This is a genomic window from Nitrospinota bacterium (assembly GCA_016235255.1).
In the GTDB taxonomy this organism is placed as follows: domain Bacteria; phylum Nitrospinota_A; class UBA7883; order UBA7883; family JACRLM01; genus JACRLM01.
In genome coordinates, this window is the sequence record JACRLM010000003.1 from 29,288 (window position 1) to 54,641 (window position 25,354).

28 protein-coding genes are annotated in these 25,354 nt (G+C 55.6%); 19 read left to right on the forward strand and 9 right to left on the reverse strand.

All coding sequences use genetic code 11. The features are described 5' to 3' along the window. The first annotated feature begins 340 nt into the window (after positions 1-340). The 4 genes from HZB29_00295 to HZB29_00310 all read left to right on the forward strand — a co-directional run bounded on the left by HZB29_00295 (position 341) and on the right by HZB29_00310 (position 5,314). Positions 341-1,654: a KamA family radical SAM protein gene (locus tag HZB29_00295; GenBank protein MBI5814033.1), complete on the forward strand. Its 1,314-nt coding sequence runs from the start codon at positions 341-343 to the stop codon at positions 1,652-1,654. Next, positions 1,651-2,664, forward strand: coding sequence for a D-alanine--D-alanine ligase (locus tag HZB29_00300; GenBank protein MBI5814034.1), 1,014 nt, complete (start codon positions 1,651-1,653; stop codon positions 2,662-2,664). The genes HZB29_00295 and HZB29_00300 overlap by 4 nt, the downstream gene beginning before the upstream one ends. Before the next feature lie 150 nt (positions 2,665-2,814). Continuing rightward, the gene (gene lnt / locus HZB29_00305; protein ID MBI5814035.1) at positions 2,815-4,395 is read left to right on the forward strand and encodes an apolipoprotein N-acyltransferase; all 1,581 of its coding nucleotides are present in this window, start codon (positions 2,815-2,817) and stop codon (positions 4,393-4,395) included. A gap of 1 nt (position 4,396) precedes the next feature. Continuing rightward, entirely contained in the window at positions 4,397-5,314 is a 918-nt protein-coding gene (locus tag HZB29_00310; GenBank protein MBI5814036.1) for a glycosyltransferase family 9 protein, read from the forward strand. On the opposite strand, the gene HZB29_00315 is transcribed toward HZB29_00310, so the two are convergent. The 3 genes from HZB29_00315 to HZB29_00325 form a co-directional block, all read right to left on the reverse strand. Next, on the reverse strand, positions 5,284-6,096 hold the full coding sequence (locus HZB29_00315) for a glycosyltransferase (protein ID MBI5814037.1): 813 nt from the start codon (positions 6,094-6,096) through the stop codon (positions 5,284-5,286). The two genes, HZB29_00310 and HZB29_00315, sit on opposite strands and share 31 nt — an antisense overlap. Positions 6,097-6,127: 31 nt before the next feature. Further along, positions 6,128-6,820, reverse strand: a complete 693-nt coding sequence (locus tag HZB29_00320) for a hypothetical protein (GenBank protein MBI5814038.1) — start codon at positions 6,818-6,820, stop codon at positions 6,128-6,130. An 87-nt stretch (positions 6,821-6,907) separates the two neighbouring features. Next, on the reverse strand, positions 6,908-7,432 hold the full coding sequence (locus HZB29_00325) for a hypothetical protein (GenBank protein MBI5814039.1): 525 nt from the start codon (positions 7,430-7,432) through the stop codon (positions 6,908-6,910). A gap of 321 nt (positions 7,433-7,753) precedes the next feature. Here HZB29_00325 and HZB29_00330 point away from each other — a divergent pair, with 321 nt between their 5' ends. The 3 genes from HZB29_00330 to budA are packed head-to-tail and all read left to right on the forward strand — an operon-like array spanning position 7,754 to position 9,953. Further along, on the forward strand, positions 7,754-8,239 hold the full coding sequence (locus tag HZB29_00330) for an SH3 domain-containing protein (protein ID MBI5814040.1): 486 nt from the start codon (positions 7,754-7,756) through the stop codon (positions 8,237-8,239). Then, positions 8,236-9,129 carry a M48 family metalloprotease gene (locus HZB29_00335; protein MBI5814041.1) on the forward strand — a complete coding sequence of 298 codons (894 nt, stop codon included), beginning with the start codon at positions 8,236-8,238 and terminating at the stop codon, positions 9,127-9,129. Before HZB29_00330 ends, HZB29_00335 begins: the two co-directional genes overlap by 4 nt. 50 nt (positions 9,130-9,179) lie before the next feature. Further along, complete coding sequence (gene budA / locus HZB29_00340) at positions 9,180-9,953, forward strand: acetolactate decarboxylase (GenBank protein ID MBI5814042.1); 774 nt, start codon at positions 9,180-9,182, stop codon at positions 9,951-9,953. Positions 9,954-9,993: 40 nt separating this feature from the next. On the opposite strand, the gene HZB29_00345 is transcribed toward budA, so the two are convergent. Next, positions 9,994-10,212: a DUF1858 domain-containing protein gene (locus tag HZB29_00345; protein ID MBI5814043.1), complete on the reverse strand. Its 219-nt coding sequence runs from the start codon at positions 10,210-10,212 to the stop codon at positions 9,994-9,996. 100 nt (positions 10,213-10,312) lie between these two features. On the opposite strand from HZB29_00345, the gene HZB29_00350 reads away from it, so the two are divergent. Next, positions 10,313-10,507 carry a 50S ribosomal protein L28 gene (locus HZB29_00350; protein MBI5814044.1) on the forward strand — a complete coding sequence of 65 codons (195 nt, stop codon included), beginning with the start codon at positions 10,313-10,315 and terminating at the stop codon, positions 10,505-10,507. Between the two features lie 77 nt (positions 10,508-10,584). After that, the gene (locus HZB29_00355; GenBank protein ID MBI5814045.1) at positions 10,585-11,037 is read left to right on the forward strand and encodes a GNAT family N-acetyltransferase; all 453 of its coding nucleotides are present in this window, start codon (positions 10,585-10,587) and stop codon (positions 11,035-11,037) included. Between the two features lie 49 nt (positions 11,038-11,086). Here HZB29_00355 and HZB29_00360 read toward each other — a convergent pair whose 3' ends face one another. The 4 genes from HZB29_00360 to HZB29_00375 all read right to left on the reverse strand — a co-directional run bounded on the left by HZB29_00360 (position 11,087) and on the right by HZB29_00375 (position 16,080). Beyond that, complete coding sequence (locus HZB29_00360; GenBank protein ID MBI5814046.1) at positions 11,087-11,410, reverse strand: putative addiction module antidote protein; 324 nt, start codon at positions 11,408-11,410, stop codon at positions 11,087-11,089. A gap of 35 nt (positions 11,411-11,445) precedes the next feature. Continuing rightward, on the reverse strand, positions 11,446-11,775 hold the full coding sequence (locus tag HZB29_00365) for a type II toxin-antitoxin system RelE/ParE family toxin (GenBank protein ID MBI5814047.1): 330 nt from the start codon (positions 11,773-11,775) through the stop codon (positions 11,446-11,448). Positions 11,776-11,982: 207 nt separating this feature from the next. Next, entirely contained in the window at positions 11,983-13,809 is a 1,827-nt protein-coding gene (gene uvrC / locus HZB29_00370; GenBank protein ID MBI5814048.1) for an excinuclease ABC subunit UvrC, read from the reverse strand. Between the two features lie 3 nt (positions 13,810-13,812). Next, a complete protein-coding gene (locus tag HZB29_00375; GenBank protein ID MBI5814049.1) occupies positions 13,813-16,080 on the reverse strand; it encodes an adenylate/guanylate cyclase domain-containing protein in 2,268 nt (755 codons plus the stop codon). 64 nt (positions 16,081-16,144) lie between these two features. On the opposite strand from HZB29_00375, the gene HZB29_00380 reads away from it, so the two are divergent. The 9 genes from HZB29_00380 to HZB29_00420 all read left to right on the forward strand — a co-directional run bounded on the left by HZB29_00380 (position 16,145) and on the right by HZB29_00420 (position 23,923). Beyond that, positions 16,145-16,468 carry a nucleoside triphosphate pyrophosphohydrolase family protein gene (locus HZB29_00380; GenBank protein ID MBI5814050.1) on the forward strand — a complete coding sequence of 108 codons (324 nt, stop codon included), beginning with the start codon at positions 16,145-16,147 and terminating at the stop codon, positions 16,466-16,468. Continuing rightward, on the forward strand, positions 16,465-17,427 hold the full coding sequence (locus HZB29_00385; GenBank protein ID MBI5814051.1) for a glycosyltransferase family 4 protein: 963 nt from the start codon (positions 16,465-16,467) through the stop codon (positions 17,425-17,427). Before HZB29_00380 ends, HZB29_00385 begins: the two co-directional genes overlap by 4 nt. A 151-nt stretch (positions 17,428-17,578) precedes the next feature. Beyond that, positions 17,579-18,121 carry a DUF177 domain-containing protein gene (locus tag HZB29_00390; protein ID MBI5814052.1) on the forward strand — a complete coding sequence of 181 codons (543 nt, stop codon included), beginning with the start codon at positions 17,579-17,581 and terminating at the stop codon, positions 18,119-18,121. Between the two features lie 14 nt (positions 18,122-18,135). Beyond that, on the forward strand, positions 18,136-18,318 hold the full coding sequence (gene rpmF / locus HZB29_00395) for a 50S ribosomal protein L32 (GenBank protein MBI5814053.1): 183 nt from the start codon (positions 18,136-18,138) through the stop codon (positions 18,316-18,318). A 25-nt stretch (positions 18,319-18,343) separates the two neighbouring features. Beyond that, positions 18,344-19,498 (forward strand): phosphate acyltransferase PlsX, encoded by a 1,155-nt coding sequence (gene plsX / locus HZB29_00400; GenBank protein MBI5814054.1) that lies wholly within the window; start codon positions 18,344-18,346, stop codon positions 19,496-19,498. Positions 19,499-19,501: 3 nt separating this feature from the next. Further along, positions 19,502-20,488, forward strand: coding sequence for a ketoacyl-ACP synthase III (locus HZB29_00405; GenBank protein ID MBI5814055.1), 987 nt, complete (start codon positions 19,502-19,504; stop codon positions 20,486-20,488). A 127-nt stretch (positions 20,489-20,615) separates the two neighbouring features. Continuing rightward, complete coding sequence (locus tag HZB29_00410) at positions 20,616-21,341, forward strand: cytidylate kinase-like family protein (protein ID MBI5814056.1); 726 nt, start codon at positions 20,616-20,618, stop codon at positions 21,339-21,341. A gap of 115 nt (positions 21,342-21,456) precedes the next feature. After that, positions 21,457-22,614 carry a tetratricopeptide repeat protein gene (locus HZB29_00415; GenBank protein MBI5814057.1) on the forward strand — a complete coding sequence of 386 codons (1,158 nt, stop codon included), beginning with the start codon at positions 21,457-21,459 and terminating at the stop codon, positions 22,612-22,614. Positions 22,615-22,789: 175 nt separating this feature from the next. Then, entirely contained in the window at positions 22,790-23,923 is a 1,134-nt protein-coding gene (locus HZB29_00420) for a Fic family protein (protein MBI5814058.1), read from the forward strand. Positions 23,924-23,932: 9 nt separating this feature from the next. Here HZB29_00420 and larE read toward each other — a convergent pair whose 3' ends face one another. Beyond that, positions 23,933-24,790, reverse strand: coding sequence for an ATP-dependent sacrificial sulfur transferase LarE (gene larE, locus HZB29_00425; GenBank protein MBI5814059.1), 858 nt, complete (start codon positions 24,788-24,790; stop codon positions 23,933-23,935). A gap of 131 nt (positions 24,791-24,921) precedes the next feature. On the opposite strand from larE, the gene HZB29_00430 reads away from it, so the two are divergent. Next, positions 24,922-25,239, forward strand: a complete 318-nt coding sequence (locus HZB29_00430; protein ID MBI5814060.1) for a hypothetical protein — start codon at positions 24,922-24,924, stop codon at positions 25,237-25,239. The last annotated feature ends 115 nt before the right edge of the window (positions 25,240-25,354 follow it).

Consider the following 25,354-nt stretch of genomic DNA (forward strand, 5'->3'; position numbering starts at 1 on the left):
ACAATCGCCACAAATTTTTATTGACATATTTTTGAGTATTGTGACATATTATCCATCGAATATACATAGATGAGCATGGACTCTGAAACGTTTTGATTACTATAAGGTAACGGCGTTACATGATGTTCGCAGGGGTAATCAGTCCAAGCTCTTTCAAGTCAAGGCTATCCATTAATCGGCCTTACGCAGTTTACGGTTTAAGGGTAGTTTTGACCGGAGTTGTCAGTTTGTTCCGGCGCGAAGTTTCGCCTTTGTGACAGGCCCGTTATCAACGATAAGGAAAGGTAAGATGGACATAGCCAACATTCCAGACCAAGAGGCGGAATCCAGCGGCGAGGAAATGGAACCTCCCAGTAATTCTGGCTCCGCCGTCATTTCAGAAGAATCTCACAATTCCCGCCAAACTATGCTGACCGTGGCCCCTCCTCCGGCAAGGACGCAAAAACGAAAGCCGGTGCGTGGCGCTTCTTTCAAGTCCAGCAAGGATTCGCAGCTTTTCCGCCAAAGGTTTTTTCCGGATGTCTCAATCGAGGACTGGAACGATTGGCGATGGCAACTGCGCAACAGGGTAACAAACGCTAAAGACCTCGGCAGGATTGTCAACCTGACCGATGAGGAGGCCCAGGCGGTGGCCGCGCACAAAGGTTCGTTGCCGGTGGGAATCACGCCGTACTATGCGAGCCTTTTGGAGGACACCGGCCACTTCCAGCCGGTGAGAAGGACCGTTATCCCGAGGATGGGCGAATACATCAGGGGATTCGGCGAGTCGGACGATCCTCTCGGCGAGGATGGCCACAGCCCGGTTCCCGGGATAGTGCACAGGTATCCGGACAGGGCGTTGTTCCTGGTCACCGGTTTTTGCTCCACATACTGCCGTTATTGCACGCGGTCGCGCATGGTGGGCGCGGCGGGTGAATACCGCTTCGACGAGAGGCAGTGGGAACGGGCGATCGAATACATAAAATCCAACAGCGCGATACGCGACGTGCTGCTTTCCGGCGGCGATCCGTTGACGTTGCCGGACGAGCGGCTGGAATGGCTTTTATCGAGGCTGCGGAAAATTCAGCATGTGGAATTTTTGCGGATCGGAACCAAAGTCCCGGCGGTGTTGCCGCAACGGGTGACTCCGGCTTTGACCAGGATATTGAAAAAGTATCACCCGTTATGGTTGAGCCTTCATTTCACACATCCATCGGAACTGACCGAGGAGACGGCCCAGGCTTGCGAAAGGCTGGCGGACGCCGGGATTCCGCTTGGGAGCCAGACGGTGCTGCTGGCGGGGGTGAACGACGAAGTGGAGACGATGAAAAGACTCTTCCACGGACTGCTGCGCATAAGGGTGCGGCCATACTACATGTACCAGTGCGATCCGATCTCCGGCTCGTCCCATTTCCGGGCGCCTGTGGAGCGCGGGCTTGAAATCATAAAAGGGCTGCGGGGGCATACCACCGGCTACGCATCGCCGCAGTATGTGATAGACGCCCCGGGGGGCGGGGGCAAAATCCCGTTGCTGCCGGAATATTATTCCGGGCGCAGGGGGGATTACCTGGCGCTGAAGAATTACGAGGGGGAGACATTCCTGTATCCGGATCCGCTTGGCCCGGCCGCCACCCGCGACCAGCCTGCGCACGACAAGGTCAGCAAAGCGGTATGAAGATCGGGATCACCTACGACCTGCGGCGCGACTACGAAAAAGAGGGGCTCAGCGACGAGAACCTGGCTGAGTTTGACAGTCCGGACACCGTGGACGCCATCGAGCGGGCCTTGACCTTGAACGGCTATGTCACCGACCGGATAGGCAACATACGCGCCCTTGTCGCGCGGCTTGCCGAAGGGGAGCGGTGGGACATGGTGTTCAACATCGCCGAGGGGCTTCACGGCTTCGGCCGGGAGGCGCAAATCCCGGCGTTGCTGGACGCGTATTCCATCCCGTACACTTTTTCGGAGCCTTTGGCCCTTTCGCTTACCCTGCACAAGGCGATGACCAAAAGGGTGCTTCGCGACCTTGGCCTGCCGACGGCGGATTTTCGTCTGGTGGAGGCGATTGAGGATGTGGCGGCCATAAACCTGCCGTACCCTTTGTTCGCAAAACCTGTGGCGGAGGGGACCAGCAAGGGGATCAACGCCATGTCCAAGATAGCTTCCAACGATGAACTGGAGAGCGTGTGCCGCAGGTTATTGGTCCAGTTCGCGCAGCCTGTGCTGGTGGAGACATACCTTCCGGGGCGCGAGTTCACGGTCGGCGTGATAGGGACCGGGAAAGAAGCCCGGGCCGCAGGCGCCCTGGAGATAATCATGAATGGCGCGGCGGAGAGCTGCGAAGTGTACACCTATTTGAACAAGGAAGAGTGCGAAAGCCGCGTGGAATACCGCCTGGTAAAAGACGCGGCGGCGAAGGCGGCGGAGAATGTGGCCCTGGCGGCCTGGCGGGGGGCCGGGTGCCGCGACGGTGGAAGGGTGGACGTGCGGCTGGACGTATATGGCGTCCCCAACGTCGTGGAGATAAATCCACTGCCCGGCCTTCATCCCACCCATTCGGACCTGCCGATTATGTGCTCGCAGGCCGGCATGGAATACAAGCAGCTTATCGGGCAGATAATGGAGTCGGCCCTCAAGCGTTCCCGAAGGACAACGGGCGGCGCCCGGATGGTCATGAACGTTTAGGAGCCTTCCCTCGCACCCTGTTCCCTCAACCTCAAGGTTCAAATTCTTCTTGCGGAGCTTCCCCCGGCATGGGAAGCGGCATATGCGGCGAACCCATATTTAACTTTCATTTCATCAATCCCGGTGTGGTAAAACTTCCCTGAATACCATATGACGAAAAAGACAAATTACTCGGCAGCGGCCTCTGATCTTGGAATCGCCGCCATCTCCGGGCTGGCGCTGGCGGCAAGCTTTCCGGACATGGGCCTTTGGGGCATGGCGTGGGTGGCGTTGGTCCCGCTTCTATATTCCATCAGGGGCAAATCAGTCACCCGCGGCTTCTTCATGGGTTTCGTGTTCGGCCTTATCTACTTTGAGCTTTCGGTATGGTGGGTGATAAACACCATCACAGAATATGGCCACCTGCCACTATGGATGGCCGCCATCGTCCAGACGCTGCTGATTACGACAATGGCCTGTTACACGGGGCTTTTCGGGGGGGCGGTGGCGTGGGTCTCCTCCCGTGTTTCCAAGGACATGGGGCTGGCCATGGCTCCATTCGGGTGGGTGACCATAGAATTTTTCCGCATCCACTCCGCGGACTTTTCTTTTCCCTGGGCGCGGATCGCCGATTCGCAGTATCTTCTGCTTCCGTTGATCCAGATCGCCGATGTGGCGGGGGAGGAAGGGCTTGGATTTATCATCGTGATGTTCAACGCCGCACTGGTCAAGACCGTGGAGTGGGGAGTCAAACGCCTGGCATCTGGCGGGAAAGAGCCGCTCCGTGAAAAATTCCCTGCTGTATGGGTTTTAATAAGTTTTGGACTTGTGGCCGCCTGCTTGATATACGGCTTTGCAAAGCTCGATAAAACGTACAATGGAACGCCAGTTTCAGTGGCGTTAATACAGGGGAACATAGACCAGGCTCGCAAGTGGGACCGCAGCTATATCCAGCCGCAGATTGACATATATATGTCCCGGACGCTGGAGGCCGCGCGCAATGGCGCAAAATTGATCATATGGCCGGAAGCGGCGGCGCCATTCGTGTTCGGCAAAGATCCAAAGCGCGATCCCGCTGTGCTGGCGCTGGCAAGGGATTTCGGCGCGGACATGATACTTGGCGCGCCGTGGGCCCAGTGGGAAGATGGCGCTGTCCATGAATACAACAGGGCATGGCTGATAAGGCCGGACGGAATGGCAACAAGTTACGACAAGCTCCACCTGGTGCCGTTCGGCGAGTATGTGCCGTTTCAGAATATTCTGCGGTTCATAAGCCGCGTAGTGGTGGCGATAGGCGAGATGAAGCCCGGCGGGAGGATAACCCTGCTCGACGCCGGTGAATTCAAGGCCGGGGCGCAGATCTGCTACGAGATTATTTTCCCGGAATACTCGCGGGAAATCGCGCGGTTGGGTGGCGGCGTGATTGTCAACATCACCAACGACTCATGGTATGGCGATTCCCCCGCCTCCCGCCAGAGCATGGCCATGGGGGTGTTCCGCGCGGTGGAGAACAGGCTGCCGCTTCTTCGGGCGGCCCAGTCCGGAGTGTCCGCCATCATTTCGCCCGACGGCAGGATTTTGGCGCAGACTCCGCTATTTGTGGAGACCACGCTCAACGGAAGTTTCACGCCCGCAACTGGAGGCGAAATCACAATGTACGGAGCCACCGGCGATTTGTTCGACTGGCTCTGCGCCGCCGCCAGCCTGCTCTTCATGGTGTATGCATACACCCGGGGCGCAAGAAGCAGGTAATGTGAATACACTGATAATCCGCACGGGGGGGCTCGGCGACACCATATTGACCCTCGGCGCGGCGCAATGGCTGAAAGAATCGGGGCGCCATGTGACCGTGATGGCCCACGGCGGATACCGTGAGATCGCAGACCTTTTCGGGTTTGCCTTTATCGCGGAGGAGGAAAGCGGATTTGAAAGTATTTATTCGGAAACTTCGGCAAAGCTTAGAGTAATATTGGGCGGCTTTGACACGATAATAGCCATCAAAGCGGATATGACCGCGGATATGACTGCCGGGCTTGCGAAAGCGTCTTCTGGCCGGGCCTTTCGGATTGCGCCGCTGCCGCCGATGGACTATGAAAAACCGTATTCGCTATATCTGGCCGAGTCCATCGCCAAAACTCTTGGAATCGCCCCGCCATCCGAGCCTCCCTTCCCAAAACCTTTGGCAGGATGGAAAAAATGCGATCAACTTACAGCCACTATTCATTCCGGCTCAGGCTCGCCAAAAAAGAACTGGCCGTTCAATAATTTTATGAGTCTGGCGCGGACGTTGGCAGGCGAACGGGCGGCCCGGGTGAATATTATTTTCGGCCCGGCGGAATTGGAAAGAATGGAAGACGCGGTCAAAAAGGCCGGTACGCTGGAAGATGTGAACATCGTTACCAACCCGGGATACGGCCGCTTGGCCGCAATACTGTTGAAGTCTTCCGTTTATATCGGATGTGATTCGGGAGTGACCCACCTGGCGGCGGCGCTGGGAGTTCCAACGGTGGCGCTTTTCGGGCCGTCAAACGCGAAGGTTTGGAGACCGGCGGGAACTCGGGTGAAAATAATGGCGGCGGAAGATGGCGATATGGAAAGCATAAGGGTGGAACAGGTAATCGAAGCGGTCAACACCGCGTCTCAAGGTTGCGGCGCGACGGAACCTTTGTAAAATCCCATCGCCTGCCTTGCACGGAAATATAGCGAGAAGAAAAGCCACTGCGGCTTTCGCTTCGATAGCGCGAAGGCAGCGTCCCGGCCAATTCCGCGCCAAAACAGCTTTAAACTTTCTCGAAGAGGTTTTCCAAGGCCGCGCGTATGCCTGCCATACCTGCGATACGCCTCGACGAAACCATCCAGCGAAATGTGTTCAAGATGCGTCACAACGGCGTCCGCGACGAACCTGTGGGGGATGGAATTGTCCAGCGCCCAGCGCAAGGCGAAATCGTCTATGCCCGATGAGGGGAAAGGATTTGCGGCCAAAACGCTTTTTTTCGCGGCGAAGTTCGCGAACTGGAAGTAAAAGGGAGGGAGCCCACCGCGGTTGACCAGGTTCTGGTCGCACGCGAAATCGTTCTGGATCAGCCAGTTTGTGTAAAGGTCGTGCGCCAGCCGGCCTGTCACCACCTCCGCATCGCCCGCCTTTAGCGGCGCCGTCAGCCTGTTGAGCCACACCTGGTTGCTCGGCAGGAACGCCGAATCAAGGATCACGATCAACTCCCGTGCCGCGCTTTTCACCGCCTCGTTGAGCGCCCCACCCATATCGTCGCGCGCCACCACCCGAGTATTTTTGAAATTGCGCTCCACCATGTGAGCCGTGGCCTTTGAAAGGTCCGGCGGGACGAAGGCGATGGTCTCAAACCCTTCCTCGTCCTGGCGGCGGATCATGCCGGTCAATTCACTAAAGCCGTATGGCTCGTCCCTCACAAGGATGAAAACGGTGATCTGGCTCATGCGATTTCCGGTCCGTCCGGTGGGCGCAAAATCAGGCCAGCTTGCCGCTGTAAAGCGCGGTGGCCGCCAGCGCGGACTTGTAACCGATGCTCCACAGCAGCGCAAGATCTTCACGGCTGGAAACGCCCCCTCCGGCGATCCATTCCTCGCCATAACGGGGTTTTATCAGCGAATCCGAGTCGAGGTTTCCGGAGCCCACCGCGTCCAGCCTTAAATTTATAAATCTGTTGATTCCAGCCATTCTTGCCAGCCGCAGGAGTTTTTCCATTTCCTCCCCTTCGGAAGCGCCGATAAGTTTACCACCCCTTGTGTCCAGCGAGACCACCGGATTGGACGCAGTCCCAAGGTTCGCCCAATCCTTAAAAGTTTCCGTGGCGACAATCGGGGACAATCTTGGATGGCGCCCGGGCAGGTCTTCAGCCCGTCTGTATCCGCCGTCTAGCATGAAATCGCACACGGCCCCACTGAGCAACCGTTCCATGACCTCCAGGTTCGGCTTTCCTCCTTCGATGGAGTCCAGGTCCGCCACATAAAAAATCCTGAACCCGAAATGGTGGCTTAACCGTTTGACGATGTGGACGGGATCGGCGGATGAAAACATCGGAGAGGCCACCGGCCTGTATGCCGCGCGATCGCCCCCCATCGCATGGACGGCCACTCCGCGCCGCACATCAATGACCGGGATTATACTGGCGTATTTTTGAGCCTTGAAGGTCATCATCAAACATGGAAAAAAACCTCGCCCGAGGGCGTGAACCATTCACGCTGACGGGCGAGGCAGGGAGGACATGTGTCAAAAGTCCCGCGCCGTTTAGTGCGCCGCCGCCATCACTGGAGCCTGGGCCATTTCGGCGTTTTGCGCTTCAGCCATTGCAATGGCCGCCAATCTGCGCCGCTCCCGCAGTTCACCGATCATGTTCTTCGCTTCGGTGTTGGCGGGATTGTTCTGCATCGCAAGCTGGAAAGATTTTTCCGCCTCAACAGGCCTTTCCATTTCCATCAGCGCAAGGCCGCGGAAGGTGTAAAGCCTGTCGGCGGCTGAATCCAGACCGGCGGCCGGCAGCGCTTCGTCAGCCGATCTTAAAAGAGCCTGCGCGGCCATGTCCCCGTAATATTTCCGGAAATCGGAAATAAGGGACTTCGAATCGCTTCCTGTTTTCTGCAAATGTCTGGTAAGAAGTTTTGCTCCTTGGGTGGAATAAAAGGGATCCACGCTTCTGGAGTAAAGCACAGAAGGCTCGGTCTTATAATTTGCGCCGATAAAGGTGAAAACCAGCGCCGCGCAACCCATTACAATAGAAACAATCGCGGTCAAAGGAATGTTCAAAACATCCATTTTTGAAAACCTCCCGATTGTTTGGGGATGATTCAATATACAGTCTAGATCAAGCATACACTATGCCAAGTGTGATAATTGCGAACCATATTAAATTCAAATGATTGTAAATGCAATATAAAATTCAACTTTAAGTAATTTGCGTCTCCTCCAAAATTTGACGGTTATCCCGCTACATAAAATGTAGTACGCCGTCCCTCTTATTCTGTCATGTAGTGTTGCGCATGGGATGAAAGCTTGAGGATTTTATCTCCTTTTGCCGTTGATTACGTTCCATTGGGTGGGTTATCATCACTTTCGATGTCACAGGGGGAATTGAAAATGAAAATGGGCCTTACATTCCTCATCTTTTCCGCCCTCCTTGCGCCGCAAATCGCGTTCGCCACTCCAAAATCCATAACCATCGCGGTCAAAAAAACATCTGTCCGGTCGGACAAGCAATTTTTCGCTCCTGCGATAGCCGAGGTGAACCGGCTCGACAAGCTGGACGTGGCCGAGGAAAGCGGCGGGTGGTACAAGGTGAAAGTGGGAGGCAAGACAGGCTGGGTCCACAAGTCGGCGACGGGGGAAGAATCAAAGGGCGCAAGCTCTTCCCTTTTCGGCGGTGACGACGCTTCCAAGGTTTCCGCCGATGAGGTGGCGCTGGCCGGCAAGGGATTCAACGAGAAGGTGGAGAAGGAATATAAAAAGAAGAATCCCGAGCTCAATTTCGCCGCAGTGGACAAGATGGAGAAAATAACCGTGAAGGACGAGAGGATCGCCTCCTTTGTCAAAGACGGAAAACTTTCGCCAAGGGAGCTTAAATGAGGCGCGCGTTCTTAATTGCCGCCGTGATCGCCATAGCGGCGGTTTCCGGCGTCCGCCCGGCCGCTTCCTTTGATATCGGCGACGTACTGATGAAAGGGCTGGAGAAAAAGGACGCCATAATAAAGACCACCCAGGCATTGCGAAAGGGCTTTACGGACCTGACGGAGGAAGAGGAGTATTACATTGGCCGGTCCGTTGCAGCGAAGATATTAAACGATTACAAACCGGCGGACGACGCGGCGCGGACCGAATATGTAAACACCTTGGGGCAGACGCTGGCGCGGTTCTCGTCCCGGCCGGAGACTTACGCCGGATACCATTTCCTGCTGATAAAGTCGGACGAGGTGAACGCCTTCGCCGCCCCCGGTGGCTTCATTTTCATCACCACCGGGCTTTATTCAAAGCTTCGCAACGAGGAGCAGCTTGCCTGTGTGCTGGCGCACGAAATAAGCCACGTCACGTTAAAACACGGCCTTGGGGCGATAAAATCGTCCCGGTTGACGGAGGCCTTCACAATCATCGGGACGGAGGCGGTGAAGGAATATTCATCATCCCAGATAGCGCAGCTTACCACCGCATTCGAAGGGACGATTGACGACATCGTGAACAAGATGGTGGTCAACGGCTATTCCCGCTCGCAGGAGTTCGAGGCGGACGAGGAGGCGGTGAAGGTCGCGTACAGGGCCGGGTACAACCCGGCGGGGCTCACGGAGTTCCTTGCCACGTTAAGCGAGGAATCGAAGGGTGAGAAGGACCTGGGATTTTACAAGACCCATCCACCGGCTTCAGACCGCAAATCCAACGCCGAAAAAGTCATCAAAGGGAAAAAGCTGGAAGGGGAAGACGATCCGGCCAGGACGAAAAGGTTCTCCAAATATCAGGCCAGATGACCTTGAGGCCGGCTCCATTATCACTTAATCGCTAATATCCAGAGGATTGCATGTCCGCAAATAAACTTATCGCCGCGTTGATAATCGTCCTTGCCCTTTGCGGCCATTCCTTCGCCGGGGAGGGTGGCGTGTGGCAGGTGGGGGTGATCAACGCCCTGTCCGTTGGGGTGCTGGAGGGTGACACCACAATCGGGGAATTGAAAACAGAGGGGGACACAGGCATCGGCACGTTCAACGGGTTGGACGGCGAGATGGCCGTGGCGGATGGAATCGTTTACCGAATCGGGAGCGACGGGGCGGCGGCGCCAGCTTCGGACGCGATGAAGACCCCATTTGCCACGGCGACCAGGTTCGCTCCGGAGATGGAAGCGAAGCTTGCCAAGGTCGAGAGTTTCACGGACATGGCCGATCAGCTGGATAAATCATTGCCAACGCAAAACGGCATTTACGCCATCCGCATAGACGGCAGGTTTGATTACCTGAAAGTCCGAAGTGTTCCCGGCCAGAAGCGGCCATACCCCACACTAAACGAAGTGGTGAAAGCCCAGACCGTGTTCACGCTGGAGAATGTGGAGGGGACACTTGTCGGGTTCCGGTTTCCAGCTTATTTGAAAAACGTGAACGTCCCCGGATGGCACATGCATTTTTTGACGAAAGACAGGAAGCGCGGCGGCCACGCCCTTGATCTGCGCGCGGCGGGCCTTGGGGCGAAACTGGCCATGGCGCGCCGTCATACTGTGAAGATGTTCTACAACGCGGATTTTAACCAGGCGGACCTTGCTGGCGCGGGGGAATATTCAAAAAGTTTCGCGCCGGACAGGTAGGAGCAAAGCGCGTCTGCATGAGTTGAGACGCGGATGCAGGCTACTTCCCTTTTGCCCCTTCAAGGGCTGCCTGGGCGTTGAGCTTTCTTAAAAACTCGTCGAGGTCAATCCCGTGCACGGTGGCGCTCCATTCGACGGTCTCTATCTTCCCCCCGCCACAGGATTTGCACCCCATGCCATAAGAATCAAACACTTTCAGGGTATCCGGGTGCGCCTTGATAAGCTGATGGAGCACCATGTCTTTCGTCACTTTTTCCATTTTACGGCCAATAGATGGTGAAAAAGTTGTTGTAATTTACAGGGATCATGCTAACATTACTCTTTTTTATTTTAAACACATTTTTCTGTAAAGAGCGTTTATGGCCAAGCAATGCGAAGTATGCGGCAAAAAGCCGATGTTCGGCAATAACGTGTCCCACGCCCACAACGTGACCAAACGGCGCTGGAACCCGAACTTAAAGTCCGTCCGGTCTGTGCAGCCCAACGGGGGCAACAAGCGGATCACCGTATGCGTGGACTGCATCACCTCCGGCAAGGTGACAAAGCCCTCATAAAGCGGCTTTTGATGACAGGCTCCGCCACGCCACGGGCGCGGCGGGGCTTTTTCGTTTAGGCGCGGAGGATTGCTCCATTGTCCGGAATCATCGTGCGGGACGCCCGGCGGGAGGATGTCCCCGCCATCGCAGATCTGCTGGCCGAGCTTTATTCCATAGAGTCCCAGTTCACTCCTCGTCCCGAAAAACAGCGGGAAGGGATCCGCCTTGCGCTTGAAAATCCCCAACTCTCCCGCCTGCTGGTGGCCCAGGCCGGCGGGCGCGTGATCGGCTTTGCCAACCTGCAGCTGATGGTCAGCACATATCACGGCGCCATCACCGTCCACATTGACGATTTTATAATCGCAAGCGCAAACCGGGGCGGCGGCGCCGGGCGCACATTGATGGACGGTGTTTTGGCCAAGGCCCGGGAGCTTGGCGCCCCCCGCGTCACCGTGAACATAGACAAGGCCAACACGCAAGCTTATGCGTTTTACGGGAAGATGGGATTTATGGCGATGGACATGGAGAGGTGGCAAAGGGCGATGTAGCGCCACTTTTGGCGATTGCCGGCGGGACATCGGCGCTGCGAGCGTCGTTTTACCCGGCGTGGGCGCGATGAACTTTTCCCGCGGATGGTTTGTTTTTTTTCCCGGTCTTGCTCAATGCCTCCACCCTCAAACCGAGGCCCAAGGGTTCCATCACCAACATAAGGGTTTCCGAAGAGGGATTGCCGTTTTTAGAAAGCGACCGGAACAGCGATTCCCGGCTAAGTCCCGTGGCTTTGGCGACGCCTCGCACACCGATCCCCTGGGCATTGGCGATCATCTTGAGCGCGTCCAAAAATTCCTCCCGGTTGCCGTTTTCAAGAGATTCGTTCAAATAAGCGGCGGCATTTTCAATATCCGCCAGCCATTCACGCATGAAGCTGTCATGCGTTCTAAAACCTCTGCTCATTTTCAATGCTCCTTTCGGGCCAGATAATCCAGCCAATACTGCTTGGCTTTTTTGATGGCCCTGTTTTGGTCACCTTTTGCGCTGGCCGATAAAAGCACAATGACGGTTTCACCTTGCCTGCCGAAGTAAACACGGTAACCAGCGCTCGCGTGCATTCTCAACTCAAAAACACCGTCACCCAATTGCTTGTGATCACCCAGATTTCCGCCCAACTCGATTCGGCGCACCCGCGCCACAATTTGAGCGGCGCCGATTGGATCCCCAAGACTTTTCAGAAAATCCACATATGGTTCATCACCCGCCATAGTCCGGTAAATCTTGGCCGTTCTCATGGTTATAGTACCTTATCGGCTACTTTAAATCAAGGCTTAAATGGCAAATTGAGATTTTCATGGCTCTTATAGCCGACATATTATAATTTAATATTACTACTGGCAAGCAAAATGCTGATTAAACAGGGTTTGTTCACGGCAGAGGCCAAAAGATGATGTTTGCATTCCATCCCATGATTTGGCAAAACAATAACAGAGTCGAATGTTCTACATCCCCTCCCTTATCTTCTTCGCCATCTTCTCCGTCACCTTCAACGTTTCCATCAACTCCTCCACAGTCGCCTCTCTCGCCCGTTTCAATGAGCCGAATTTAGTCAGCAACAGTTTCTTGCGTTTCGGGCCGAGGCCGGCCACTTTGTCGAGTTTTGAGGCCATCATCTCGTCGCCGCGCACCTTGCGGTGATACGCCACGGCGAAACGGTGGGCTTCGTCGCGCACCTGCTGCAATAGGCTTCGCCCGGGGGATGATGGGGGAAAGTCCACCGGTCTGCGCTGGCCGGGAAGGTAGAACTCGTCAGTCTCCGGATTCTCCCTGTCCGCTCCTTTGGCCACGCCGACGATGGCAGGTGGCTCCAAATTAATCGCCGCGAACCGTTCCATCACCGCGCTCAATTGCCCTTTGCCTCCGTCTATCAGCAGAAGGTCTGGCGCAGGTTCGCCAGTTCCGGCAATACGCGTGAACTTGCGCTCTATCACCTCCGCCAGCGATGCGTAATCGTCCGGCCCGGCCACGCTTTTGATCTTGTATTTGCGGTAATCCGGCTTTGACGCGGCGCCCTCCTTGAAACATACCACCGACCCCACGGAGGCCAGCCCGCTGGTGTTGGATATGTCTATCCCTTCGATCACCACTGGTTTGCGGTCCAGCCCCAGCCTTTCACGGATTTCTTCCATCGCAACATCCCGCGCCGACGAGGTGTTCAGCAGGCTTGCAAGCTGCAGCGCCGCGTTGCGTTCGGCCATGTCCAGAAGTTTCCTTTTCGGCCCGCGTTCCGGCACGATGATCTTCGCCTTCGTCCCGCGAATGACGGAGAGCCGCTCCTCCAGCGATTCGCGCCCGTCCGGCTCCTCGCCCACCACCACCTCCGATGGAACTTCCATACCGCCTGTGTAGAACTGGCGGATGAACGCCGCCAGAGCCTCCGGCCTGTCCAGCTTGTCCAGCCTTTCGAACATGAAATGCCTGTCCCCGACGATTTTGCCCCGGCGCACCTGGAATATCTTTATTATCGCCTTGCCAGCCTCTTCGTTGATGGCGATCACGTCTTCGTCGGTGAGCCTTGTCTGCGTGGCCATCTGCCTCTCGCTCAATATTTCGATGGCGGCGATCTGGTCGCGATATCGCGCCGCCACCTCGAAAAGCTCCATGTCCGCCGCCTCCATCATCCGCCCCTTCATGCGCGCCAGAAGCTCGGTGTTCCGTCCTTTCAGGAACAGGATCACTTCGTTGACAAGCTCGGTGTATTCCTCCTTGGACACAAGCCCGGCGCACGGGGCCAGACAGTGTTTCATCTGGTAGTTCAGGCAAGGCCGGCGCGGGTCCTTTCCGTCCAGGTTGTCCCTGCTTTGCCGGAGCGGGAAAATCTTGTGGATCAGCCGCAGGGTGGAGCGCACCGACCTGGCGGAAACGTATGGGCCGAAATACATCGCCTTGTCGTCCTCCCGCCGCCGCACAAACATAAGGCGCGGGAACGATTCGCCGGTGGTGAGCTTTAAGTACGGGTAGTTCTTGTCGTCCTTTAGCATCACGTTATAGCGGGGCTGTTCGCGCTTGATGAGGTTGTCCTCCAGCACAAGCGCTTCCATTTCCGACCCGGTGACGATAAGGCCGATCTGGGCCACTTTTTCCACCATCAGCGCAATGCGCGGCGAAAGCTCCGCCGACTCCTGGAAGTAGGAGCGCACGCGGTTTTTCAGCGATTTCGCCTTGCCGATATATAGGATTTTCCCGGAGGGATCCTTCATCTGGTACACCCCCGGATCGGCCGGGAGGTTTTCCAGGGTCTCACGCAAATGGGCGAATCTGTCTGCCATGGATTAATTATAGAGGAAAAGGAATCCGTGGTCGGGCCGGACTGTTGCCCAAAAGGGAAAACACGCGAAACGAACGCTGTCCGGGGTGTTCTTCACCCCGGACTCTATGTTTATAAGAGTGCTAAACTCTTGACTTTGGGACATCGGGGTGAAGAACACCCCGATGAGCATTTGGGCAATATGCTTGAACGATCCGTCCCAATCGGCTGGCGGCGGCGAGACTCGATATGCCGCAATCCGTTCGAGCATCGTTCTCGAAGGTCCGTCGCCAAAATCATTCACGAGATTTTTGGCGATGTGTTCCGCTGTATCCCAATCCCGTTTCAAATATGCATTGAAAGCCGATTCATAGAGTTCTTTCAACTTCATCTGCTCTGGCGTTTCCTCACCACCCTTTGCCATGATTTCAAAAACAAGGGTGGGTATGTCTTTTCCCTTCACTTTCAGAAAGTCTATTTTCCTGCCGAACACGGCGCAGCCCGCCGCCATAAACGCAGGTTCGGCGGCCAGTATCCGTGTCCCGTAAGCCTTGTTGAGCCCCTCGAGCCGGGACGCCTGGTTCACCGCGTCGCCTATCGCCGTGTAATCGAAACGGTCTTTCGACCCCATGTTGCCCACTACACACTCGCCTGTGTTCAGGCCGACCCGCATGTCCACAGCCGGCCCCCCCGAGGCCGTCAGCGCCGCGCGGAAAACGTCCAGCTTCTTCAAGCACTCGATGGCGGAAATACATGCAAGCCCCGCGTGGTTTTCCTGATCCAATGGCGCTCCCCAGAATGCCATCACAGCGTCGCCTATGTATTTGTCCACAGTGCCGTCGTGGAGGGTGATGGTGTCCGCCATAAGCGTGGTGTATTCGTTTAGCATGTGGACAAGGCCGGACGGCGGCAAAGTTTCGGACAGCGTAGTGAACCCGACCAGGTCCGAGAAAAACACGGTTATAGTCCGTTTCTCGCCACCTAGTTGCAGCCGTTCCGGTTCACGGATTATCTGGCTGACAACCTTGGGGGAGACGTAATGCTGGAACGCACGTTGGATATACCGCTTCTGCTTTCCTTCCACCTGGTATTTGTAAAAAGCGGATCCGACAAGGGAGAATAAGGCGCCGTTTAGCAGGGTGACAAGGTTCATCCATTGTCCGTGCGTGAAAAGTTCGTACGACGCTGCGAATAGCGCCGCAGCCACGGACAATGAAAGCAGCGCGGCGATGAACCACGACGGTACAAGTATCACCGCCGAAGCGACGAGCGCCGCGCCAATAAAGGCTATCAATATAGTCCACACATAGGGGACGGTCCGCAAAAAGTCGCCGTTCAAGATGTTGTCAAGCGCGGCGGCGTGCACTTCCATGCCGGGGGAGACGGACGACAGCGGCGTCGGTTTCAAATCGAAAAGCCCTGCTGCGGTGTAGCCGACGATGACGTAAGCGCCCTTGAATTCATCTCCGGGGATAATAGGCTCGCCCCCGCCGGATTCCACCGTCCACGCTGAAATGACCTTTGCGGCGGAATATCGTTTGTATGTCCCGCGCGGGCCGTGATAGTTGATCCACATCCGCCCCTCGCCGTCCACCGGGATGGCAAGATCGCCCATGGCCAGCATCCCCCCGTAAAACATTCCTTCGGCGCCAATGGGGGCCACAGGGGCGGCGAAAAGGGCCGGGATGAGCGAACCGCCGAACTGGATGAAAGGCGCCGCCCGCCGGTACACCCCGTCGGCGTCAGGTTTGTACGACACCGATCCGATCCCCCTGGCGGCGTCCAGTATCGCCTGCAACGGGAGCGACACGCCGTTTTTAACAATGGCTTCCGGGGCCATGCCGGAAAGTTTTACGCCATACTTTTCCAGGTTTGCGGTGGTGGATGTTTCGTCGCTGCCGGTAAAGCTTGCCGCAAGATATGTGATCCCGGATTTTTTTATGGATTCTGCGAACGTAAATTCCTGATCCTCCCCGAAGGGGGAGATGTTGTTGAACAATATATCGAACACCACCGCTTTCGCCCCGTGTTTTGCGGCGAAATCAATGATCGGGGCGTACATCCCTCGCGGCCATGGGAAGGGGATGTTGTCCTTTTCGTAATGGTCTATGCTCGCCTGGTCCACTTCCACGAGGACGATCCTCCTGTCCGCCTTCTCCGGCCGGGCGGCAAGGCCGAACATGGCGTCCATGGCCTTGGAGCCGAAAGCCTCCACGATGGGCATTGCGGCCGTCAACGCGCAAAGCGCGGTTGAAGCGAGCGCCATGAACAGTATTACGGCGGTTTTTTTCATTCGTATCACAATCCGGCCAAGGTTGTGTCATCATATCAGAAACATAAAGCGGGGAAGGAGGGGCATGGGAGCCGCGTTTTCGGAGATGATGGAGCGGGTGCGCGCGTTCCACTTAAAGCACGATTTCGCCAACACCGGCGGCGAGGAGATGAAATACCGTATATGCCTTATGGCGGAGGAATTGGGAGAGATATCCGCCGCCGTCACAAAAGGCAAGTCCGGGGAGGAGCTTGCCGAGGAAATCGCCGACCTTCTGATCCTGGTGATGGGATGCGCCATCGCGATGGACTTTGACATGGAGGCGGAGTTTTACCGCAAAATGGAAAAGCTGATGAAACGCGAGGCAAAGTTCGTCAACGGCGTCATCAGGGTGACGGACCACCGATGAGAATATATTTCCTGTGCACCGACGCCACACAGCCATACGGCGGAGTGAAAAAGCTGTACCGCCACGTGGACATCCTTAACAAGAATGGGCTGGACGCCGTGATAATGCACGAGCGTCCGGGATTCCGCTGCGAATGGTTTGCAAACGAAACGCCGGTGACAAACGCCGCGGAAGCGCGGCTTGGCGGCGATGATTTTCTTGTGGCCCCGGAAATATACGGCCCGAAAATAGCCACGCTGGCGCGGGGGGTCCGCAAGGTTGTGTACAACCAGAACTGCTATTACACGTTCTGGAACCACTCGCTGGCAAAGGATGACATGCAGACGCCGTACACCGATCCGGAAGTTGTGGCCACGATGGTGGTGTCGGCCGATAGCCTCGATTACCTGGCATACGCATTTCCCCGCCACAAGGTTTTGAGGATAGTCCATTCGATAGACAGCACGGTATTCCGGCCGGATGGTGAAAAAAAGCCGCACATAGCCTTCATGCCGCGCAAGAACATTGCCGACGTGACGCAGGTGATAAACATTTTAAAATTCCGGGGGGCGCTGGATGGATTCGGCCTGGCCCAGATAGATGGAAAGAGCGAGGCGGAAGTGGCGGCGATTTTGCGGGAATCGGCTTTTTTCCTGAGCTTTGGATACCCGGAGGGATTTTCACTTCCTCCGGCGGAGGCGATGGCGTGCGGCTGTGTGGTGCTCGGCTTTCATGGAGGAGGCGCCAGGGAATTCATGCTGCCCGAATGCGCGTATCCGATACCCCAGGGGGATATTTCAGGTTTCGCCCGGACGGTGGAGGGGGTTCTGGGCGAATACCGGCGCGATCCTTCAAGTGTGTTGGCAAAAGGAAAGGCCGCGGCGGAGCTGATACATTCGAGGTACAACGAAGCGAATGAAGAGCGAAGCGTGCTTGAAGCCTGGGGGGACATCCTGAAAAGCGCGGCAGGCGGGGCATAGCCCGTCTGGCCGTGGTGATTTGACATAATCAAACCCTTCATGATATAAAACTAGTTTATTTTGAAGTTGGTGGAGCTTATCCAGCGGTGTTTTGCATGGGTTTGATTTTCCGTGCTTTCGCCGTGGCGGACGGGCCGGGTTTTCGGAAGGTATGAGCGAAGAGACAAAAGGGATAATTCTCGTCAAAGTCGCGCTCGTTTCCGAGGACGGGACGGACGAGAAATGGACCATATCGCCGGAAAGTTTTGCGGCCGATACGCATCCTTTGCCTGTGACGGGAAACGTCACGGTGGAAGGGAGGCTGTACAAGGCTGACAACACGATATACTTCAACGGCGAGGTGGAAGCTGTGATGGGTCTGGAATGCTCCAGATGCCTGAAAAGCTTTAACTTGCCCGTGAAAGATACCGTTGCGGCGGTGTTCATGCCAAAGGAGGAGTTCTCCGCCGCCGGAGAAGAGCAGGAGCTTTCCGGCGAGGACATGGACATCACCGTATATGATGGCGAGCAGATAGAGCTTTACGGCCCGGTGCGGGACCAACTGGCGCTGGCGGCGCCCATGAGGCCGTTGTGCTCGGAAGATTGCAAAGGACTTTGCCCCGTGTGCGGGGCGGACCTGAATGTTGAAAAATGCGGATGCCAGGCCCAGGTGTTGGACCCGAGGCTGGCGGCGCTCAAGAAACTGATCAAGTGATGGAGGTTTAGAAGATGCCAGTACCGAAGAAAAAAACCACGCGCGGGAAAAGAGGAAATCGCCGCTCCCATGACGGGATAGCGGCCCCCGCCAACTCCGCATGCCCCAACTGCGGAGAGCCCAAACAGCCGCACAGGGTGTGCCCGGCCTGCGGCCAATACAAGGAAATGCAGGCCCTGGAAGTCGAAGAGGCCTGACGGCGTTTCCGGGACGGACCTGAATATGAGCGCGGCTGGGCCTTATGCAAGAAGCGGTTCCTCGCGCAGGGTCCATTCCGGCCGGACCACCCGGATAGCCATAGACGCCATGGGGGGGGACAACGCCCCCGGCGTCAACATAGACGGCGCCATCATGGCCGTCCGGTCCATCGAGGACATAGAGATAGTCCTTGTGGGGGACGAGGCCACAATCCGCAAGGAATTTGCCAGGCGCTCCTTTTCCCACCCCTCCGTAATCATCGAGCACGCCGGAGAAGTTGTCCGCATGGACGAATCGCCTTCGGTGGCTTTGCGCAAAAAGAGAAACTCCTCCATGCATGTGGGGATCACCATGGTCCGTGACAAGCAGGTGGACGCCTTCATATCCGCCGGCAACACAGGGGCGGTGATGGCCATCGCCGCCGTGATACTCCGGACGCTGGAGGGGATAGACAGGGCGGCCATAGCCGTGCAGCTTCCCACAGTAAAGGGGCACACTGTGCTGCTGGACGCGGGCGCCAATGTCACCTGCAAGGCGGCGCATCTTTACCAGTTCGGCATAATGGGCTCCATCTATGCCCAGTACGCGCTCGGGGACGTGCGTCCCACAGTGGGGATACTGTCCATCGGCGAGGAAGAGACCAAGGGCAACGATGTCACCCGCGAGGCGTTTGAGCTTCTGGCCAAGAGCGACCTTAATTTCATCGGCAACGTGGAGGCCAAGCTCCTTTACAAGGGGGTCTCCGATGTGGTGGTGTGCGACGGGTTCACCGGCAACATAGCGCTGAAGATATCCGAGTCCCTGGCGGAGATGATCTCCACCTTCCTGCGCGGGATGTTCGCCACCAACTGGCGCACAAAGCTGGGATACATGCTCGTAAAGCCGTTTTTGGCTGCGATGAAAAAAAGGGTGGACCACGCGGAGGTGGGCGGGGCTCCGCTTCTCGGCATAGACGGGGCGGTGTTCATTTCCCATGGATCCAGCGAACCGAGGGCGATACGAAACGGGATATACGCCGCCAAAAGGTTTGTCACTGGCGACGTCAACGGCCACATAAGGGAATGCCTGGCCCAGAACCTCCATATCCTCGATCCGAAGGCCCTTGAAAGCGGCGGCAAGCCCGGGTTCTTTGAAAGGATGAAAAACAAGATGGGCCTGGGCGGGCGCGAGGGGGACTGACGGATGAAAAAGGAGGGGAAACGCTCGCGGATCGCCGGGATCGGCATGAACATGCCATCGAAAATACTGTCCAACGCCGATCTTGAAAAGCTTGTGGACACTTCCGACGAATGGATCGTCACCCGCACCGGGATCAAGGAGCGCCGGATCGCCGAGGAAGGGATGACGGCCTCCAAGCTGGCGGTTCCGGCTGTGCTTGAAGCCATTCGCAACGGCGGGATCGCGGCTGAAGATATCGACCTTATAATCTGCGCCACATCCACTCCGGACATGACCTATCCGTCCACCGCCTGCTTTATTCAAAGCGAGATTGGGGCCGGCGATTGCCCCGCTTTTGACATATCGGCTGCATGCTCCGGCTTTGTGTACGGGCTGACCATCGCCGACAAATTCATAAAGACAGGCTCGGCGCGAAACGCAATAGTGATAGGAAGCGAGCTTAATTCGCGGTTGGTGGACTGGGACGACAGGAGCACCTGCGTGCTGTTCGGCGACGGGGCCGCCGCGGTTGTGCTGTCAGCCTCGGACGGGCAGTCCGGGATAATGGAGTCCATGATTTTCGCCGACGGGTCCTATTCGGACATGCTCACCGCCGGGCACGGCTCGGCCAATCCCGCCAAATCCGGCGCGGACCCCAAGTCCCACTGCATAAAAATGAAGGGCAACCAGCTTTTCAAGGTGGCCGTAAAAAGCATGGCGGACGTGGCGGGGGAACTGCTAAAAAGAAACGGGTTGACCGCCGATGACGTGAAGCTTGTGATCCCCCACCAGGCCAACGTGCGGATCATAAACGCGGTGGCCAAGGCCATGGGAGTGTCCGACGGCAAGATATATGTCAACGTGCACCGTTATGGCAACACGTCGGCCGCCACCATCCCAATAGCCATGTATGAGGCATGGGCGGAAGGGCGGTTGAAAAAGGGGGACATCGCGTTGCTGGTGGCCTTTGGCGGAGGGCTTACGTGGGGGGCCACTCTGCTTCGCTGGTGAAGGGATTTCCGGCTGTTTTTTAATCATTCAGCCCTTTTATTTTTCAGGCAATTGGCTATAAAATGATGTGCGCCGCGCAGGCGTACGGACAGGACAACCCTAAGCATATGAGACAGGAGGAGATGTGATGCGTGACCCCCATGAGAAGGAGGCCATTCTCGATATAAGCTTCTATCGCGACTGGGTCGCCAAAAGGCAGAAGTCGCTGGAGAAGGAAAAGAAGAAAACGGCGTTTTTCATCACCATCTCGCGGGAATTCGGATGCGAAGGGTATGAACTTGCGCAAAAGCTGGTGGAGCAGATCGGCGGAAAGGGCCAGCAATGGAGCCTTTTCACCAGGAAGATGATAGAAGAAGCCTGCGCCAATGAAAACATGGAGGCTACGGACGTCCACGAGATATCGGAAAAAAGGTGGACGTTCAAGGACTGGTTCGTGGATGCGCTGGTGCCAAAATACCTGCAGTCGCATTCCTCCGTGGTGTTCCAGAGGATGCGCAACATGATTTTAAACCTTGTGGACAAGGGCAACTGCGTCATCCTGGGCGCCGGATCGCAGATCATCACACAGAACCTCGATCCGAAGAAGTTTTTCGGCCTCCATATCCGGATAACGGCCTCCAATGCCTGGCGGCTCAACCGGACGGAACAGGTATTCAAAGTCTCCCGGGGGGAGGCGGAGGACATGCTAAAGGCCAGGCAGGACAGCCGGGACGAGTTCATAGCGGATTTCACCGGGCTGGACGCGGGGGACCAGTCGCTCTATCACATCACGTTCAACAACGCCCGCAACGACTCGGACATGATGGCCCGGCTGATTGTGGAGTATATGCGGCTTAATAACATACTGGAATGATCTTGCATTCCTGAAAAGGGATTCGCGGCCGCAATTTTTTTTGACCCGCCGCGATCCCCGCGGCCCGAGGTTCTGATTCTAAAAGGGGCTTTCTAAAAGGAAAGGTACGCAGGGGATGCCATCGGAATTGGGCGACATACGCGTGCTTGTCGTGGACAATCCCACGGAAGTGCGGAACATCCGCGAGGCGTTGAGGGATTCGGGTTTCCACAACGTGTCGGACATGGGCAACGGCCTGCAGGTGCTCACGGAAATAAAGAAAAGTCCCCCGTCGCTGGTGATAGCAAACCTGATCCTGCCGCAATATTCCGGGCTCCAGGTCTTCAAGTCCCTCCGGGCGGACAAGGCCCTTTCCGTCATAAAGTTCATAATGACCACCCCCAAGCTCAACCGGCGCGAGGTTGAAGACATCAGGAAAGAAGGTGTGGAGAACATTCTCTCCCGCCCGTTTGACGCCAATGAGCTTCGGGAAATGATCTATGACGCATTCGGGATGAAAGCGGCTGACCTGAAGGAGACCGCTGACAAGATTTTCAACGAGGGGAAGGCCCTTTTCGACGCCGGCTCCTTCCAGGACGCGCTCGCAAAGTTCCGGGAAGCCGGGATGACAAATCCAGACCCGTCATATTTCTACATGCAAGGCAGGGCGTATCTGGAGATGAACATGTACGACCAGGCCCTTGCCGCCTTCCAGAACACCATGGAGAAAGACCGCCGGTTCCACGAGGCGGACCACTGGCTGGGGGTGACGTTGCAAAAGAAGAAGGACTACCTGGCCTCCATTCAGGTGCTGGAGAGAGCCGCCAAGCGAGATGCGGCCAAGGCCGAGACCCACGTTGAACTGGGCAAGAGCTACCTTGGCGCCGACATGGTGGACAAGGCCGACGAGTCGTTCAAGAAAGCGGTGATTCTGGAGCCGGACAACGTCCAGCATAAAACGGCGATAGGCAACGCATACCTGGAAAAAGAGATTTACGACAAGGCCGAGCAGGCGTTCGGCGCCGCCTTGAGCATCAATCCAAAAAACGTGGTTCTGTACAACAGGATGGCCATCGCGTTGCGCAAGCAGTCCAAGTTCAACGAGGCGATCAACCTGTACATCAAGGCGCTGGGTGTTTTCCCGGACGACGAGGGGCTTTTCTACAATCTGGCGCGGGCGCTGTTCGAGTCCGGCCAGAAGGACAAGGCAATCAAGGCGCTGGACAAGGCGTTGTCGCTTGATCCGGAGTTCGGCGAGGCGAAGCGCCTGAGGGAAGAATACCAGAAACTGTAGGATATCCGGCCTGTTTGCTCATTTTCCTGCCGATAACACTTTGATAAGCATAAGATTGGGGCAACTTTAATTATCACGCCCGTATAATTAATGATGGAGGATTAACTTTAATTATGTGTTGACATAGTTAAGGATAGCGTCCTATGCTTAATTATAAATATGCATAGTTAAAGAAATGGCAAACGAAAAATTCAAGGCGGGTGTGTACCGTCAACAATATGGCTATAAAAGCTTTTCCCCTAATTTTATCAATAGGCGTTTTGTATGGAGTGATGGGGAGATAAGTGTGCTGCTTGAAGAGGCAACAAGACTGCTTGGCGAACTTAACGCCTACTCCAAACTTGTACCTGATGTGGATTTTTTCATCCATATGCACATTAAAAAGGAAGCCACCGCCTCCAGCAGGATTGAAGGAACAAGAACCGGCATGGACGAAGCGGTTCTGCCGGAATCGGAAATAAATCCTGAAAGAAAGAATGACTGGCAGGAAGTGCAAAATTACACAAAGGCGATGAACTTCGCGATAGAAAGCCTGAAAGAACTGCCTTTGTCCATGCGTTTGCTTAAAGAGTCCCATAAAAGGCTTCTGGAAAATGTGAGGGGGGAACATAAGTTGCCGGGAGAGGTCAGGTCAAGCCAGAACTGGATAGGCGGAGCCTCTCTTAAGGACGCATTTTTTATTCCTCCTCATCACTCGGAGTTGCCGGAGCTTGTGGGGGATTTGGAAAAATTCTGGCATAACGACAATCTGGAAATACCGCATCTTGTCAAAAACGCCATCAGTCACTATCAGTTTGAGACTGTCCATCCTTTTCTGGATGGTAATGGCCGCATTGGAAGATTGCTGATCACCTTGTATTTAATGAGCAAAGGAATGCTAGATAAGCCTACGCTGTACATTTCAGACTTTTTTGAACGCAATCGAGGGGCGTACTATGACGCGCTCACAATTGTCAGGACCTCGGACAATATCGAACACTGGATTAAATTCTTTTTAGTCGGAGTTGCGCAAACCGCCAAAAAAGGAAAATCGGTGTTCGAAAAAATCATACGGCTTCGAAGCCGTTGCGAGAATGATATAATGACAATGGGAAAGAGGTCGAAGGAAGGTTCCAATTTGCTTGGATTGCTTTATTCCATCCCGGCTGTAAATGCGGCCGTTGTCTCTAAAACGCTGAGAATTTCCGTGCCAACGACGCACCAACTTATTCGCAGCTTTCAGGAAAAGGGGATTTTAAAAGAAATCACAGGTTTTAAGAGAAACCGCATGTTTTTATTCGACGAGTATTTGCGGATATTCACCGAGTGAAATATATAATTACCTGGTTTTTTCAGCTTTCATCCCCTCGTTCATGCTCCCGGTGCGGTATCCGGCGATGTCCAGCGCCACGTATTTAAATCCGATTTCCTTAAGCTTGCCGTAAATAAGGCGAGAGGCCGCAGGCTCAATCGCCTTTGCCATCTGGGCGGCGTCAAGCTCGATCCGGGCCACCTCGCCATGATGCCGCACACGCAGTTGGGCAAAACCAAGCTTTCGCAAAAACTCCTCCGCCCGGTCCACCATCGTCAGCTTTTCGTTTGTGATCTGCGTCCCGTATGGAAAGCGCGACGCAAGGCAGGCGAATGAAGGTTTGTCCCACGTCGGCAATCCCATTTCCTTTGATAATGCCCTGATGTCATCCTTCGTAAAACCTGTTTCAATCAGCAAGCTTCGGACTCCATTTTCCCTCGCCGCCTTGGCTCCCGGGCGGTGGTCAGTCAGGTCATCCACATTCGCTCCGTCCAGCACGGCGGCGATCCCTTCTTTTCCGGCTATTTCCGATAGTTTGCCGAAAAGCTCCCCCTTGCAGAAGTAGCAACGGTTGACCGGGTTTTCCGCGAACCCGTCTATCTCCAGCTCTTCGCTTACGATCACCATATGTTCCGCGCCGATCAACCCGGCGATTTTCACCGCCTCCTCGAATTCCCGGGCCGGGTATGTGGACGACCTTGCGGTCACCCCCAGCGCCCGGCCGCCGGTTTTGGACAGCGTATCGTGCGCGGTCTTGAGCAGGAAAGAGCTGTCCACTCCGCCGGAAAACGCCACCAGGACAGAGCCAAGCTTTCTGATTTCAGCCTCAAGCTTTTCAAGTTTGTTATTCAAAGCCGATTGAGCCTCTGCAATTACGGAAGACATCCAAACCACCTTTCAAAAACACGATCAAGACCATATGCACCATTATAACCGGCCTTAAGTCCGAGTGGTATTGCGCAATGGAGCCTGGCGCCAGATAATGGCAAACCGGCAAAATACATGGAGTTGTGATTATGCGGTTTCGCGGATTTAAGATTGTTTCCATCATGGCGCTCATTGGGGCGGCCATGGCCTCCTGCGCCTCTCTTGCCCAAAAGGTTTCAGCCAACACCGAAGTGAAGCTGGAAAAGGTCTTCGCGGAAAATCCCCTTTCGCAGACGATCACCTTGGCCAAAGAGCTTGTTGGCGCCACCATCGGCGCGCCTTCCGAAGGGCGCGATTCAGACCTGATGCTGACCGTCAAGATGTACCTTAAGAACAACAACTCGTTCGACCTTGATCTTATGCGGGTCTCCTATACCCTTACGCGAAAGTGTCCTAAACTTAGTTGAAACGAAGGTATGACCTCACCTGCTACCATGTTTTTGAACGAAAACAACGGAAAGCAAGGAGGTCACATGAAAAGAGTAAACGGTAACGGGAAAACTGGCAAGGGAAGAATGGATT